Genomic DNA, 15085 nt, shown 5'->3' on the forward strand with positions numbered 1-15085 from the left:
GGAGAAGGAAAGATGATAAGCGTAGTTATACCTTTATATAATAAAGAACGATACATAGAAAGAGCAGTCTATTCGGTTCTCTCCCAAACGTTTCAGCAGTTTGAGATAGTTATTGTCAACGATGGTTCTACCGACGGGAGTGTTTCTGTCATCGAACGAATAAACAATCCACTCATCCGCCTCATCCACCAAAAGAACGGAGGTGTATCTGCTGCAAGAAACCGGGGGATTGAAGAAGCACGTTTTGAGTATATTGCATTTCTGGATGCCGATGACGAATGGAAAGAAAATCATCTGGAAGTAATAGCAGGACTGATAAGAAAATTTCCGGAATGCGGTGTATTCGGCACTTCCTATTATTATACCCGGGAAAACACCTCTCCCGCCACTCCGATTCTACCCGTACCATTCACCTTCAGCGGAGAAGAAGGAATCATAGACAACTATTACGAAATGGCTTCGGGAACCGACTTCCCTATCCATATGAGTTCATATGCAGTCCGTAAAAGAGAAATACAAAAAATAGGCGGATTCCCTGTGGGCATTCCATCGGGCGAAGATGTTATCACGCTTGCCAGACTCCATGCCGTTTGTGACATTGCCTATTCCAAACTACCGACTTCAATCTACTATCTGATATACGAAGGCAAAAACATCCGTCCAGTACTCATGAATAATCCGTTGGACGAAGCGTTCGACAGACTGTTTAAAGAGGCATCACACCGCAAAGGTGTACGCCGTTTCGTTTCATCATGGCACAAGCGAAGAATGGTAGGTGCTATCTATGCAGGTAATTACCTGTTGATGTGCAGAGAATTCTTCATCGCTTTTCGCCTTTACCCTTTGCAAAGGAAATTGTACACCTCTCTGCTACTCAGTTTCTTCTCCCGGTGTACGGGAAAAGATTTATACTCCATCAACCGGATTTTAAACAAAAAGAAAAGAACATGACAGCCTCTCCTACCAGTCCCTCTTTCTCTCTTGTATCCGTTGTAATGTGTACTTATAACGGAGAGAAATTCCTGCGCGAACAACTGGACTCTATTGTACAACAGTCCTATCCTATCCACGAGTTGCTGATTCAGGATGACCAGAGCACAGACCGGACAACAAAAATCATAAAGGAGTATCAAGCCCGCTATCCTTTTATCCGATTGCATATCAATGAGAAGAACCTGGGATTCAATGCTAATTTCCATACTGCACTCTGTAGCGCAACAGGTGATTTCATCTCTATCTCCGATCAGGACGATGTCTGGCATCCCGACAAACTTAAAGAGATGATGGCTTGTATCGGAGACAAAGCTATGTGTTTTTCTTTTTCCGCTACACCACAAGATCACTCTATAGATGATATAGAGCGCCGCCTCAACAATAACGAAAGCCTGGAACGACTGCTGTTCTCCAACTGCGTACCGGGACATAGCATGCTGCTACGTCGCAGTATGATAGAGCAGATTCCTTTCTGGGACGACAATGTGCTCTATGACTGGTGGCTGGCTATCAATGCCCAACTCTATGGAGGAGTAGCCCGGTGTAATAAGATACTGACCAACCACCGGGTACATCAGGAATCAGCCATGAGCCTTTTTTACCAGAAAAACTATAAAAAAGCGAAACCTTACCTTCCCTATCTGAAAGGTTATCAATCGTACCGGGCATTAAGAAAAAAAGAGAGTTGGCAGAAATTCTACCGCCATATCTATAGAGAGAGCAATGGGCAGAAAGAACTAAATACTGCACACCGCATTGTGGACGCTATGTTGGGGAAGAGTTTCTTTTCTTTCCTGAAACTATGCCTGTTCTGCACGATACATAAAGACAAAATTGCAGCGAGAAAAAAGATCAATCACCTGAGAGCATTCTTCTATCCCTGCTTCTATGCATACAAGAATAAATGCTTTAATGACAGAGCGTTTCATGATTAACTCTGCGTGTGAACTATTAAAGAAAAAGCCATGAGAATACTTGTTATCATTGTGAGTTACAACTTTGAGCGCTGGATAGATCGCTGTCTTGGCAGCCTGCGTGAATCGGTACATCCGGTTGACACAGTAGTGATAGATAACTGCTCGTCTGATTCTACTACCCAACTCATTGAACAGCGTTATCCCGAAGTACGCCTCATCAAAAACAAAGAGAACCTCGGCTTTGGGCGTGCCAACAATATTGGAATGAAAATAGCCATCAGCGAAGGATATGATGCTGTATTTCTACTCAATCAGGATGCATGGATAGACCCACAAACCATTGGTACACTTGCAGACCTTTGCCAGGAATATCCGGCTTATGGTATCCTCTCTCCGGTACATCTGACCGGTAACGGAGATAAGCCCGAACAAGGATTCAGTACTTACACCGGTATCCGGCAACTGAGTGATCTGAACAAGGAAGTTCCCATAGTGCAAACAAGTTTCATCAACGCCGCTTTTTGGATGATCCCCGTTACCGTACTCCATACAGTGGGAGGATTCTCACCTCTTTTTTATCACTACGGAGAAGACAAAGATTACGTCAACCGCCTCAAACACCACGGATATCTCGTAGGATACTCTCCCATAGTATTCGGTTGTCATGACCGGGAAAACCGGAAAGTCAGCCACGAAGTATGGATGCGTTCGGAACAAATATACCTGCTTACTGAATATGCCAACATCAACTACTCGTCTGTACAAGCCTTCGGATACGGCATATTGGCAGGCATCCAAAAAGCATTGCAAATGCTCGTACAAGGAAAACCCAAAGATGCACTGTCCTACCTGGCTATCTCCTGCCGGTTGTTGAAACAGAGTTCCAAAGTGAACCGGTTCCGAAAACAAAGTTGTCAAAGAAAAGCTAATTATTTACATTTATGAAAGTACTCTATACCTTTGGCGGAATGCCCCATTATCTGAATGCCATGCTCAATAAGCTACAGGCGAAAGGTGTTGATATCATAGTTGTTACTCCACAAAAAGGAAATGCCAACATCGGCAAAGGAGTAAAAATGGTAGAAAGTGGCTCTTATAAGCATCTCACCAGCCCGGAAAAAAAGATGTTTTACGGGAAAACAGCTTATCCCCAACTGCCGGAAATTATCCGGAAGGAACAACCGGATATTCTTGTAATGGGATGGCCTTACTTCCTGCAACTGTTCTTTCAGCCGGAACTAAGAAAAGCGGTAAAGAGCTGTGGAACAAAAATCGTCATCCGTGAGATACCATTCCAGACTCCACCCTATGGAAAGATAAGAGCGTTTTTCAAGGCTCAGCCTATGTATGACGAAAACATGCGGTTGCAGAGTACCGGAATGTCATTTTACATCAAACAATGGCTTACAGCACATATCCGCAAATATTGTTATTCAAAAGTGGCGGGAACGCTTAATTATTCAACGGCTGCATACGACATCCTCCCTTCCTATGGAGTAGAAAAAGAAAAAATACATGTTACTTATAATTCTACCGACACAGAAGCGTTGCTTCGTGAAAAGGAAAACGTACAGACAGCCCCTTCTATCCTTCCTCCCAATCCAAGACGTATTCTCCACATCGGACGGCTGGTGAAATGGAAACGGGTGGACCTGCTGATAGAAGCTTTACCCAAAGTAATAGCACAGTTCCCGGACACAGAATTGGTGATAGTGGGTGACGGACCGGAGCTGGAGAACCTAAAGCAACAGGCAGAGCAACTGAACCTGAGCAGCTACATCCGTTTTGCAGGTAGTGTTTATAAACCAGAAGTGCTGGGAGCTTATATGAATGAATCTGCTGTATATGTACTTGCTGGTATGGGAGGGCTTTCTATCAACGATGCTATGACTTATGGTATGCCGGTCATCTGCTCTGTATGTGACAGTACCGAACGGGATCTGGTAACCGATGGGAAGAACGGTTTTTTCTTTAAAGCAGGGGATGCCAACAGCCTGGCCGAAAAAATTACAACTCTTTTCTCATCTCCCGAACTTTGTGAGAAGATGCGAAAAGAGTCGCAAAGAATTATTCTTGAAGAGATCAATATCGATACAGTCAGTCAACGATATCTGGACGCTTTCAAAGCATTCATGAGGTAGACTTCCGAGATGTATACTCTATCGCAAAGCTGCTATGATACGTTCACAGGCATGTCCGTCTCCATAAGGATTGTGTGTCTCTGACATCTTCTGATAAAGTGCTTTATCACGCAATAATGTGTTTACATTGCTGACAATCGCATTGTAATCTGTACCAACAAGCTTTACCGTCCCGGCAGCTACAGCTTCCGGACGTTCCGTTGTATCGCGCATCACAAGAACAGGTTTCCCTAATGACGGAGCCTCTTCCTGCACACCGCCACTATCCGTCAGCAACAAAAGACTGTGCTGCATGGCATAAATAAATGGCAGATAATCCAACGGATCAATCAGATAGACATTACTCAAACCCGAAAGCAACTCGTAAACAGGCTTCTGCACATTCGGATTCAAATGCACCGGATAGACAATATCTATATCAGGATGTTCTGCTGCTATCTCTTTAATGGCTTTGCAAATATGCAAAAAGCCTTCGCCAAAGTTTTCACGGCGATGTCCGGTGACAAGAATATATTCACGGTCTGTCAAGATATAACCTTTGGCTTTCAGAATCTCATGTAGCTCCTGCTGTTTCTCCGGACTGGCAGATATAATATCCACCGCCATCAACAGGGCATCAATCACGGTATTTCCCGTTACAAAAATACGATTACCATCAATATTCTCACGAAGCAGGTTCTCTTCAGACTGATGGGTAGGAGCAAAATAGTAATGACAGAGACGATCGGTTACCTGACGATTCATCTCTTCGGGCCAGGGAGAAAGCATATCATAAGTACGTAAACCGGCTTCTACATGCCCTACCTTGATCTGCTGATAAAAAGCAGCCAGGCCGGCAGCCATTGAGGTGGTTGTATCACCGTGTACAAGTACCACATCGGGAGCAAACTCTTTGAATACATCACGTAAACCTAACAATACCTTGGAGGTTATATCATATAAATCCTGCCCGGGGGCCATGATATTCAGATCATACTCAGGTACGATACCAAATACTTCCAATACCTGATCCAGCATCTGACGATGCTGTGCCGTGACACAAACCTTCGTTTCAAAGTGTTCTGTATCTCGTTGCAAAGCTTTTACCAAAGGAGCCATCTTGATGGCTTCCGGTCGTGTTCCGAATACCAGTAATATCTTCTTCATTACTTTCTCACTCCGCAAAAATCCAGTTCCAGTTTGCCTTCCTCACGCACCATCTCTACAAAAGGGGTATGACGGACCAGCCAGACTACGATATCTGCCTTCGCATAAGCCTCTTTATAATCCGTCAAATGAAAACTGGGATGTGAACATATATTCGGTTCCACAATCAGTACATCCGCTCTTGACTCTGAAATAATACGGGAAGCAATATATTTGGCAGGAGACTCCCGCAAATCATCAATATTGGGTTTGAAGGCCAATCCCATACAGGCAACAACCGGCTCCCGGTCATTCTTCTCTACAAACCGCTGGCAAGTTTCCATCACTTTGTTAGCACACCAGTCGGCTTTATAATCGTTCGTCTCACGGGCACGCTTGATAAGCTGTGCCTGTTCCGGATAATCAGAGACAATAAACCAAGGGTCTACAGCAATACAATGCCCTCCTACACCACATCCCGGTTGGAGAATGTTAACACGCGGATGTTTATTGGCCAACTCTATCAACTCCCATACATTTACTCCTGCCTTATCACAAATCATCGAAAGTTCATTGGCAAAAGCAATTTGAGAATCACGTGACGAATTTTCAGTAAGTTTACACATTTCAGCCGTACGGGCATTGGTACGGTGCAAAGTACCTTTTACAAAAGCAGAATAAAACTCAATCGCTTTCTCCGTAGATTCCGGATTGATACCACCAATCACACGGTCATTATGAACCAGTTCATAAAGTGTATTTCCCGGTAATACACGTTCCGGACAGTATGCAATGTACAATTTACCTTTCAGCTCCGGTCGTTCTTTATATATAATTTCTGACATCCGCTCGGTGGTAAAAACAGGAGATGTAGATTCAATAACAAATAAATCTCCCGCCTTCAGGTAAGGAATTACCGAACGTGTAGCAGATTCCACATACATAATGTCTGCCCTATGGTTCTGTTTGAACGGAGTAGGTACCACTACAAAGAAAGCATCCGCTGTTTCGGGTTTCGACACAGCCCGAAGATTTCCTTTTTGAACAGCTTCCTTTACTATCTTATCCAAATCCGGCTCTACAATATGTATTTTCCCTTGATTGATAGTGTCCACTACCACTGGATTCACATCTACTCCAATCACCTGATAACCATGAGTTGCAGCAACTGCCGCCGTAGGAAGACCAATATATCCCAAGCCCAAAAACAGAACCTTTTTCATATGTTAAACCTATTTATATATAGTGCTGCAAAAGTACAAATAATCCATGACTTTGTACGGATTCTCACAGAAAACCGCTATTTTTGCCAAAACATTCTGGCGCATGAGAGTACTGATCATAAATACATCCGAACGAATAGGTGGTGCGGCCGTAGCTGCCAGCCGTCTGATGGAAGCACTGAAAAACAATGGAATCAAAGCCAAAATGCTGGTACGTGACAAACAAACCGACCAGATAAGTGTTGTCGGACTCGACCGTAGCTGGCTGACTTTATGGAAATTCGTTTGGGAACGCATTGTCATTTGGAAAGCAAACCATTTCAAGAAAAACAATCTTTTTGCAGTGGACATAGCCAATACAGGTACAGATGTTACCTCCCTCCCGGAATTCCGGCAAGCAGACATTATCCACCTGCATTGGATCAATCAGGGAATGCTCTCACTCAAAAATCTCAGCAAAATACTGGAATCGGGGAAACCTATTGTATGGACTATGCATGATATGTGGCCTTCTACCGGTATTTGTCACCATGCACGCGAATGTACCAATTACCAGCATGAATGTCACCATTGTCCCTTCCTTTATGGCGGAGGCAATAAAAAAGACTTGTCCGCCCGCATATTCAGAAAGAAAAAAGAACTTTATAAAGCTGCTCCTATCACATTTGTAACCTGTAGCCATTGGCTTGAAGAGAAAGCCAAAAGCAGTGCATTGCTCACCGGACACACCGTAACAAGCATTCCGAATCCTATCAATACCAATCTGTTCAGACCCCGTAATAAACAGGAGGCCCGTACACATTTCCGGTTACCCCAGGAAGGAAAATTGTTACTGTTCGGCTCTGTCAAAATCACAGACAAACGTAAAGGAATCGACTATCTGATAGAATCATGTAAGCTATTGGCAGAGAAACATCCTGAGTTGAAATCCTCACTCGGAGTTGTGGTATTTGGCAACCAATCACAACAACTGACTAATTTGTTACCTTTCCCGGTCTACGCACTCGATTACGTCAGCAATGAGCATGAATTAGTGAATATATACAATGCTGTCAATCTGTTTGTAACTCCCTCACTGGAAGAGAATCTTCCCAATACTATCATGGAAGCAATGGCATGCGGAGTACCTTGTGTAGGATTCAATGTCGGAGGTATTCCGGAGATGATAGACCACCTGCATAATGGCTATGTGGCACAATACAAATCGTCTGAGGACTTTGCCAACGGAATTTACTGGGCATTGACAGAATCGGAAAACCCTATATTGGCGGAACAGGCCTCACGAAAGGCCATAGCTAACTATTCGGAAAGTATCATTGCCAAGAAATACATCGAAGTTTATAACAAAATCACGGGAAAGCATGCATAACCATCCTACCCCTAAATTCTCAATTATCACCGTAACTTACAATGCCGGACAGGTGTTGGAAGACACGATACAAAGCGTCATTTCACAAACCTACCGACATGTAGAGTACATTATTGTGGATGGAGCCTCAAAAGATAACACGCAGACGATTATAAACAAATACCGCGAACGGATTCATAAAGTGGTCAGTGAACCGGATAAAGGTTTGTATGATGCTATGAATAAGGGAATATCATTGGCGACAGGTGATTATCTCTGCTTTCTCAATGCCGGCGACAGTTTTCATGAAGATGATACACTGCAACAAATGGTACACTCGATCAGTGGAAACGAACTTCCCGATGTACTGTACGGTGAGACGGCAATTGTAGATAAAAACGGACATTTTTTACGTATGCGCCGCCTTTCGGCTCCTAACGTATTAACCTGGAAAAGCTTCAAACAAGGAATGCTGGTATGCCATCAGGCTTTTTTTGCCAAACATACCCTTATAGAACCATATGATCTGAATTATCGTTTTTCTGCCGATTTTGACTGGTGTATCCGGATTATGAAAAAGGCACGTACCCTACACAATACCCATCTCACCGTCATTGATTATCTGGACGAAGGAATGACTACCCGGAATCAGAAAGCATCTCTCAAAGAGCGTTTTCGTATTATGTGCCAGCATTATGGAGTGATGAGCACCGTAGCACATCACGCCTGGTTTATCATACGGGCTATCTCCAAAAAATAAAAAGCTACCCGGAGGAAGGAAGCGTTTTCCTTATCAGTTCAGTCGGACTCTGAATAAAATACCCGTAATCTGCTTTCTGCCTGTTCTATCATTTCTTTATGAATACGGGGACAACCTTCGAAAAAAGAAGTTACTATTTCAATCTTCTTGTTTTTGCCAACAGTTTTTTTCCAGTTACCCACTACCTTACCATTATACAAGATCACCGGATAAAATATCCCGTACGTATTGAACGCTTTAGGATGATATTCCTCGGCAAGCACAGCTTTACGTTCTTTATAACTAATAAGATATTCATCATAAGATGGCAGAAAGTGAAGTATATCAGCAGAGTTAATCTCTCCCTGATAAGATTCGTGCACGAACAATTCATAAGAGTCAAAACGTTCCTTCACCAATTGTGAATCAATCAGCCCCATAGCAGTTCTTGCTTCGGTAACTGATAAGCCCGACCACCATACAAAATCTGTCAGACTTGCCGGAGAATGACTACGAAAATAACGCAATGCCAATGTAGCCAAAGCTTCATCCTTTGTCAGTTCTTTTACCGGAGGAACACGTTCTTCAAGCAAAGCATACGTTGCTTTCTTCCCTTTATCAACACCGCTGCAAACAATACCTTCCACCTCAGCACGTGCCATAAACCGTGTCATCAATCGATTATCAACAGTCATCCCTTCATTTGCCAGTCCGGCTTCTATCTCTTGCTTAGTCAGACTTTTATTTCCTTCCAGCAGTTTTTCTATTAAGCGGTTACAACGAGAAAAAAGTGCTTCTGAAATATCTACTCCATGTCCCTTCGCGAAGGAGTCATTGGCCGACTTTATACGCTGTGCAGACAGTTTCAGCATCCAGCGTATATCTTCTGCTGCCACTAAATGCCAAGTAGGGCGCATCACATGTGTACGTATTATCTCTCCCCGTGCAAGGGCGTCCTCCACAGCTCTAAGAGTGGGTGATTTTAAGCGGATACCTACAGCCCACTTAGCCATAGCATAATCCTGTCCCTGGATAGCTCCCATCCATGACACAACCTCTTTGGGAGAATTAAAACACGGATTCAGCAATTGCTGACTTATCTGACGAATATTTGCAATCATAGGCCAAGAAGATGTTTAAGTTCGACAACGCCTTCCGAAGCTCCTTTTTGAATAATATGTATGGAACGGGAAGTATGAGTATCCACCGGTTTAGGATCGATCAGATAAACCTCTGCTGTACGTGGCACATAATTCAACAACCCGGCAGCCGGATAGACATTCATGGAAGTTCCGATAATAACAAATACATCCGCCTTCTCCACAATATCAATGGCTGCCTCTATCATTGGTACAGCCTCACCAAACCAGACTATGAAAGGACGCAGCTGAGAACCGTCTCGGGCACAATCCCCCATACGTACTTCATATTCCTCCGGTTTCAATTCCTTTATATAATGAGGATTATTCGGATCACGGCTGGAACATACTTTTGTCAATTCACCGTGTAGATGAATCACATGTGTACTCCCTGCCCGTTCGTGCAGGTTATCAACATTTTGGGTAATTACAGTCACATTAAAGTGTTTCTCCAACTCTGCCAACAATTCATGCCCGCGATTAGGCTTCACATCCAACAGTTGTTTACGCCGCTCATTATAAAAATGAATCACCAGTTCCGGATCACGTGCATACCCCTCCGGAGTTGCTACCTGCTCCACCGGATACTTATCCCATAACCCACCAGCATCACGAAATGTACTGATCCCACTCTCCGCGCTCATCCCCGCACCTGACAAAATGACTAAATTCTTCATGCTTCCTTTTTTACATTGATTCAGATATATAGCAAAAGTAAACAGAATAATTGAATAATAAAGCGAATAAAAACAGATAACTTATACAGTGATAAGAAATTTTAAATCCAAAAAGCCCGATCATTCAAATAAAACATGTATTTTTGCCAATTGTTAATTTGCAATTGATTGAGAGTGAAAGATTCAAGTTTCTTCCTCCAATCTCCAACAAAAATATATATGGATAAATTTAGTTATGCAATCGGCCTTGGAATCGGCCAGAACTTGTTAGGTATGGGTGCCAAAGGCATCTCGGTAGAAGACTTTGCTCAGGCAATTAAAGATGTACTGGAAGGTAATCAGACAGCTATCAGCCACCAAGAAGCCCGCGAAATAGTAAATAAATATTTCGAAGAACTGGAACAGAAGATGAGTGCTGCCAGCATTGAACAAGGAAAAGCATTCCTGGAAGAAAACAAGAAAAAAGCGGGTGTTGTAACCCTTCCAAGCGGACTGCAGTACGAAATAATCACCGAAGGAAAAGGCAAACTGGCCAAAGCCACCGATCAAGTGAAATGTCACTATGAAGGTACACTTCTTGACGGAACACTATTTGACAGCTCTATCAAGCGCGGACAGCCTGCTGTATTCGGTGTAAACCAAGTGATCCCGGGATGGGTAGAAGCATTGCAGCTGATGCCGGAAGGTTCTAAATGGAAACTGTATATTCCGTCAGATCTGGCTTACGGCGCACAAGGTGCCGGAGAGATGATTCCACCGCACAGCACACTGGTATTCGAAGTAGAATTACTTGAAGTTTTAAACAAATAATTTTTTAAAAGCAAAATGAAAAAGATTACAATCCTGGCAGCAATCGCTGCCGTAACTGGTCTTGCATCATGTACAGCCCAGGCTCCTAAAGCAAATCTGAAAACAGAACTCGATTCACTGTCTTATTCAATCGGTATGGCTCAGACTCAAGGTCTGAAAGGCTATCTAGTAGGACGTATGGATGTTGACACAGCTTACATGGCTGAGTTCATCAAAGGTGTAACCGAAGGTGCCAACAAAACCGGAAAGAAAGAAGCCGCTTACATGGCAGGTCTTCAGATTGGTCAGCAGATCAGTAACCAGATGATGAAGGGTATTAACCACGAACTGTTTGGTGAAGATTCAGTAAAAACTATCAGCAAAGAAAACTTCCTTGCAGGTTTCATCGCAGGTACACTGGAAAAAGGTGGCTTGATGACTATGGAAAAAGCTCAGTCATATACTCAGACAGCTATGGAAGCTATCAAAGCAAAAGCTATGGAAGAAAAATACGCTGACAACAAAGCTGCCGGTGAAAAATTCCTTGCTGAAAATAAGACTAAAGAAGGTGTAAAAACAACTCCGAGCGGATTGCAGTATAAAGTAATCACTGAAGGTAAGGGTGAAATTCCTGCTGATACTTGCAAAGTGAAAGTAAACTATAAAGGTACTTTGATTGACGGTACTGAATTTGATAGTTCATACAAACGTAACGAGCCAACTACTTTCCGTGCTAACCAGGTTATCAAAGGTTGGACAGAAGCATTAACTATGATGCCTGTTGGTTCTAAATGGGAACTTTACATCCCACAAGACTTGGCTTATGGTTCAAGAGATCAGGGCCAGATCAAACCGTTCTCAACTTTGGTATTCGAAGTTGAATTGCTTAGCATCGAAAAGTAAGCAAATTATCCCTATAAATAAAAAGAGGTGCAAAGAAATTTGCGCCTCTTTTTTGCTATTTCCTATTTTTTATCTGTTTTATAGAGAGAAATTAAAATAAATCTCTATATTTGCTTACTATTTGATAACAATTGGAAAATATACTCATTAATTATGGAAAAAATAGACAACCTTGACAGGCAGATTCTTGAGATCATTTCTCAGAATGCCCGCATACCTTTTAAAGATGTAGCAGCAGAATGTGGTGTCTCACGTGCAGCCATCCATCAGCGTGTGCAACGCCTTATAGATCTGGGAGTTATTGTAGGATCGGGTTATCACGTAAACCCCAAATCACTTGGATACAGAACTTGTACATACGTTGGTATTAAGCTTGAAAAGGGTTCTATGTACAAATCGGTGGTAGCCGAGTTACAAAAAATACCGGAGATTGTAGAGTGCCACTTCACTACCGGTCCATACACCATGCTGACTAAACTCTATGCATGCGACAACGAACACCTGATGGACTTGTTGAATAATAAGATGCAGGAGATACCAGGCGTTGTAGCTACTGAGACCTTGATCTCCCTGGAACAAAGTATCAAGAAAGAAATTCCTATTCGCATAGATAAGTAAACCAATGGAGTTCTTGAACGAATATCATCTGGCAGGACTTCTAATTGGTATCTGTACTTTTTTAATCATCGGACTCTTTCACCCGGTCGTGGTAAAAGCCGAATATTACTGGGGTACTAAATGTTGGTGGATTTTTCTGGTATTGGGAATAGCCGGCGTATTAGCTTCATTAAGTGTAGACAATATTCTCGTTTCTTCCCTGTTAGGCGTTTTTGCTTTTTCTTCGTTCTGGACTATCAAAGAGGTCTTTGAACAAGAAGACCGGGTTAGAAAAGGATGGTTCCCGAAAAACCCCAAGCGTACTTATAAATTCTGAAACATTGAAAGAATATAAGAAACTGTTTTGATTTTGCTCTAAAAAGTTTGCATATTTCGGGAGAAAATACTAATTTTGTCCCCGCATCCAAGATAAAAGGATACACGGGCTTTTAGCTCAGTTGGTTAGAGCAACAGACTCATAATCTGGAGGTCCTTGGTTCAAGCCCAAGATGGCCCACTTAAAAGAAGACTATAGATCGATGATTTATAGTCTTTTTTTTATAAGAACAGGTACAAAAACTAATCAGAAACAAACTGTTATGAAAAAAGTCCTCAAGTTCGCAGGTAGCCTGATTATTGGTATGTGTATGGGTGCTGCCGGTGTAATACTGGGAATCAGCTGGTTTACCGGGACCTCACTGACTGCATTTCTCGAACATCTGAAAATCGAGACACTACTAAGTAGTATGTTTATATCGCTCATAAGTCTTTTTATTGCCGGTTACCTGCAAATTATCCTACATGAAGCAGGACATTTGCTTTTTGGATTAGCCACCGGTTACAAATTTATCTCTTTCCGTATCGGGAAACTAACATTAATCAAAGAAAAAGGAAGATTCAAGATAAAGTACTTTAAGATACCCGGAACGGCTGGCCAATGTCTGCTTCTCCCACCGGATGTAAGTCCGCAACAACTCCCGTTCATTCTCTACAATCTGGGAGGTGTATTAATGAATCTGTTCTCGGCAATAGTAGCAATCTTATTATTGACTACAATTCCTTCTATTTTTACTCCCTTCAAACTATTCCTTCTATTTACCGCCCTTATCGGAATTCTATTCGCACTACTCAACGGAATTCCAATGAAAAGAAGTGGTATTGTCAATGACGGCTATAACCTCAGGCTGATGCAAAAGTCGTTGGAAAGCCGCCATGCCTTAATACTTCAGCTTAAGGTAAATGCTTTGTTTCAGGAAGGTACCCGGTTGAGGGATATGCCTGCCGAATGGTTTACAGGAGAAGACACAGAGTACAGTAATCCGTTGCTGACCGGTGTTAAGGGATTTTGTGTATCCCGGCTTATAGATCAGAAAGAGTTTGCACAGGCTGAAAAACTATTGCAAGAGATACTTGCACATCGGGAAGAGATTATTCCTATCTTCGTATTGGAAGCCGAGTGTGAATTACTTTTTCTGGAATTGATTGGACAATGTCGTTCAGAAGTAATAGAGGAATTATACAGTACTTCCTTGCAACAATATATCAGCCGGTTCGGAGAAACCTCAACCGGCAAACAGAGGTTGCAATGTGCACTCGCACTCTTATGGAAGAAAGATCGGAAAGCTGCGGAAGAAATATATAATAGTGTATGCCGGAAACGGAATCATTACCTCATGAAAGCAGAAACAGAAATGGATATTGAACTCATGGAATGGACGCTCCAACGATGAAATACAGAAAATGGGGACTCCTGGCATTCTGTCTGCTACTCACAGCATGTCATACCGGAAGAAAACCGACGGGAGAAAAGACAACAGTCATTTCTCCTGTAGAAACTATTGCTACAACAGAAGAAACCCAATCGCCCGTTATAGAGAAGAGCCGTATAGCACTTTATCTTGACTCGCTCGGACTTATAAATATCCAAAGCGCAGACAGTAGTATTGCTGTAAAGTTACTGTATGCAACCCCGGAAAACTTTACAGGAGAACTACTCTACGAAGATTTAAAGGACGCCTATCTGCATCCGGATGCTTTAAAATCACTGCTTCGTGCCCAACAGTTATTGAAAGAAAAACACCCCGGATACAGCCTGATTGTTTACGATGCTGCCCGTCCCATGTCCGTACAGAAAAAGATGTGGAATGTAGTGAAAGGTACTTCAAAAAGCATCTATGTATCCAATCCTTCCCGCGGTGGAGGACTCCATAACTACGGACTGGCAGTAGACATCAGCATTCTCGATAATAATGGAGTTCCTCTTCCTATGGGAACGGAAGTAGACCATTTGGGTGTCGAAGCTCATATCACCCACGAAGCTGAATTAGTAAAAAGCAGAAAAATCAGCGAGGAAGCTGTAAGAAACCGGCAACTACTCCGACTCATTATGAGAGAAGCAGGTTTTCGTGCACTCAACAGTGAGTGGTGGCACTTTAACCTGTGCAGCAGAGAAGTAGCTAAACAAAGATATAAACGAATCGAATAATACCATCTA

Annotated in this window: 16 protein-coding genes and 1 tRNA gene; 13 read left to right on the forward strand and 4 right to left on the reverse strand. The window is 42.7% G+C overall.

All coding sequences use genetic code 11. The features are described 5' to 3' along the window. The first annotated feature begins 12 nt into the window (after positions 1–12). The 4 genes from QX565_RS13245 to QX565_RS13260 are packed head-to-tail and all read left to right on the forward strand — an operon-like array spanning position 13 to position 4051. Complete coding sequence (locus QX565_RS13245; protein WP_289292995.1) at positions 13–951, forward strand: glycosyltransferase family 2 protein; 939 nt, start codon at positions 13–15, stop codon at positions 949–951. Further along, the gene (locus QX565_RS13250) at positions 948–1928 is read left to right on the forward strand and encodes a glycosyltransferase (protein WP_122201414.1); all 981 of its coding nucleotides are present in this window, start codon (positions 948–950) and stop codon (positions 1926–1928) included. Before QX565_RS13245 ends, QX565_RS13250 begins: the two co-directional genes overlap by 4 nt. A gap of 30 nt (positions 1929–1958) precedes the next feature. Further along, positions 1959–2855: a glycosyltransferase family 2 protein gene (locus QX565_RS13255; RefSeq protein WP_122201415.1), complete on the forward strand. Its 897-nt coding sequence runs from the start codon at positions 1959–1961 to the stop codon at positions 2853–2855. Next, on the forward strand, positions 2852–4051 hold the full coding sequence (locus QX565_RS13260) for a glycosyltransferase family 4 protein (protein ID WP_122201416.1): 1200 nt from the start codon (positions 2852–2854) through the stop codon (positions 4049–4051). Before QX565_RS13255 ends, QX565_RS13260 begins: the two co-directional genes overlap by 4 nt. An 18-nt stretch (positions 4052–4069) precedes the next feature. On the opposite strand, the gene wecB is transcribed toward QX565_RS13260, so the two are convergent. Together wecB and wecC are read right to left on the reverse strand one after the other, a co-directional pair. After that, the gene (gene wecB, locus QX565_RS13265; protein ID WP_025866868.1) at positions 4070–5197 is read right to left on the reverse strand and encodes a non-hydrolyzing UDP-N-acetylglucosamine 2-epimerase; all 1128 of its coding nucleotides are present in this window, start codon (positions 5195–5197) and stop codon (positions 4070–4072) included. Further along, entirely contained in the window at positions 5197–6399 is a 1203-nt protein-coding gene (gene wecC / locus QX565_RS13270; RefSeq protein ID WP_002558341.1) for a UDP-N-acetyl-D-mannosamine dehydrogenase, read from the reverse strand. The genes wecB and wecC overlap by 1 nt, the downstream gene beginning before the upstream one ends. A gap of 103 nt (positions 6400–6502) precedes the next feature. On the opposite strand from wecC, the gene QX565_RS13275 reads away from it, so the two are divergent. Both QX565_RS13275 and QX565_RS13280 read left to right on the forward strand, forming a co-directional pair. Next, the gene (locus QX565_RS13275) at positions 6503–7768 is read left to right on the forward strand and encodes a glycosyltransferase family 4 protein (RefSeq protein WP_025866867.1); all 1266 of its coding nucleotides are present in this window, start codon (positions 6503–6505) and stop codon (positions 7766–7768) included. Next, complete coding sequence (locus QX565_RS13280) at positions 7761–8507, forward strand: glycosyltransferase family 2 protein (protein ID WP_002558343.1); 747 nt, start codon at positions 7761–7763, stop codon at positions 8505–8507. The genes QX565_RS13275 and QX565_RS13280 overlap by 8 nt, the downstream gene beginning before the upstream one ends. 38 nt (positions 8508–8545) lie before the next feature. Here the strand turns inward: QX565_RS13280 and QX565_RS13285 are convergent, their stop codons facing one another. Together QX565_RS13285 and QX565_RS13290 are read right to left on the reverse strand one after the other, a co-directional pair. Next, positions 8546–9607: a winged helix DNA-binding domain-containing protein gene (locus QX565_RS13285; RefSeq protein ID WP_195349125.1), complete on the reverse strand. Its 1062-nt coding sequence runs from the start codon at positions 9605–9607 to the stop codon at positions 8546–8548. After that, the gene (locus tag QX565_RS13290; protein WP_002558345.1) at positions 9604–10302 is read right to left on the reverse strand and encodes an SIR2 family NAD-dependent protein deacylase; all 699 of its coding nucleotides are present in this window, start codon (positions 10300–10302) and stop codon (positions 9604–9606) included. Before QX565_RS13290 ends, QX565_RS13285 begins: the two co-directional genes overlap by 4 nt. Before the next feature lie 219 nt (positions 10303–10521). Between QX565_RS13290 and bamJ (QX565_RS13295) the strand changes: the two genes are divergently transcribed. The 7 genes from bamJ (QX565_RS13295) to QX565_RS13325 all read left to right on the forward strand — a co-directional run bounded on the left by bamJ (QX565_RS13295) (position 10522) and on the right by QX565_RS13325 (position 15076). Beyond that, the gene (gene bamJ, locus QX565_RS13295; RefSeq protein ID WP_002558346.1) at positions 10522–11112 is read left to right on the forward strand and encodes a BamJ family beta-barrel-assembly machinery protein; all 591 of its coding nucleotides are present in this window, start codon (positions 10522–10524) and stop codon (positions 11110–11112) included. 15 nt (positions 11113–11127) lie between these two features. Further along, complete coding sequence (bamJ, locus tag QX565_RS13300; RefSeq protein WP_002558347.1) at positions 11128–11994, forward strand: BamJ family beta-barrel-assembly machinery protein; 867 nt, start codon at positions 11128–11130, stop codon at positions 11992–11994. Positions 11995–12147: 153 nt separating this feature from the next. Then, on the forward strand, positions 12148–12612 hold the full coding sequence (locus QX565_RS13305) for an Lrp/AsnC family transcriptional regulator (protein WP_002558348.1): 465 nt from the start codon (positions 12148–12150) through the stop codon (positions 12610–12612). Between the two features lie 4 nt (positions 12613–12616). Further along, positions 12617–12928 (forward strand): DUF4491 family protein, encoded by a 312-nt coding sequence (locus QX565_RS13310; protein WP_002558349.1) that lies wholly within the window; start codon positions 12617–12619, stop codon positions 12926–12928. A 106-nt stretch (positions 12929–13034) separates the two neighbouring features. Further along, positions 13035–13108: transfer RNA gene (locus QX565_RS13315), tRNA-Ile, on the forward strand. Positions 13109–13190: 82 nt separating this feature from the next. Further along, positions 13191–14321, forward strand: a complete 1131-nt coding sequence (locus QX565_RS13320) for a M50 family metallopeptidase (RefSeq protein ID WP_025866866.1) — start codon at positions 13191–13193, stop codon at positions 14319–14321. Further along, positions 14318–15076 (forward strand): M15 family metallopeptidase, encoded by a 759-nt coding sequence (locus QX565_RS13325; RefSeq protein ID WP_007482907.1) that lies wholly within the window; start codon positions 14318–14320, stop codon positions 15074–15076. Before QX565_RS13320 ends, QX565_RS13325 begins: the two co-directional genes overlap by 4 nt. Positions 15077–15085 lie beyond the last annotated feature (9 nt).

The sequence above is a fragment of the Bacteroides sp. 41_26 genome, from assembly GCF_949740115.1.
Classification (GTDB): Bacteria; Bacteroidota; Bacteroidia; order Bacteroidales; family Bacteroidaceae; genus Bacteroides; species Bacteroides nordii.